Origin of the sequence: Mesorhizobium sp. M0991 (assembly GCF_040318915.1) — a bacterium.
Taxonomy (GTDB): domain Bacteria; phylum Pseudomonadota; class Alphaproteobacteria; order Rhizobiales; family Rhizobiaceae; genus Mesorhizobium.
Window position 1 is genome coordinate 1 of the sequence record NZ_JAMYNE010000112.1, and the last position, 540, is coordinate 540.

General features: G+C 64.4%; 1 protein-coding gene. It reads right to left on the minus strand.

Annotation, left to right across the window (positions count from 1 at the left end; genetic code table 11):
- Positions 1–540, minus strand: a 540-nt coding sequence (locus NKH70_RS35745) for an integrase core domain-containing protein (RefSeq protein ID WP_353027483.1), incomplete at both ends; no start/stop codon positions are given.

Sequence of the window (540 nt, forward strand, 5' to 3'; positions counted from 1 at the left end):
GCGGGTTGAGCAACGGGTGATCGGCGGAGCTGGTCGGGGTTGCGCAGCCGATCGTCCGTTGCGGTGAGATTGGCGGCATAAGCCGCAGGCGTGATGTATCCGAGCGCCGAATGTGGGCGCGATCGGTTGTAGTCGTCTGCCCATTCGGCGATGGTTGTTCGGGCATGGTCGAGGCCGAAGAACAGGGTTTCGTTCAGCAACTCGTCCCGCATCCGCCCGTTGAAGCTTTCGCAGAAGCCGTTCTGCATCGGCTTGCCCGGCGCGATGAAGTGCCATTCCACCTGATGATCCTTCGACCAGGCGAGGATCGCGTTCGAGGTGAACTCGGTGCCGTGGTCGGAGACGATCATGCCCGGCTTGCCGCGCCGGGCGATCAGTTCCGTCAGTTCACGCGCCACCCGGCGGCCGGAGATCGAGGTGTCCGGGATCGCAGCCAGGCATTCGCGCGTCACGTCGTCGACGATGTTGAGGACGCGGAAGCGCCGGCCGCAGGCGAACTGATCATGGACGAAATCCAGCGACCAGCGCGCGTTCGGCTTC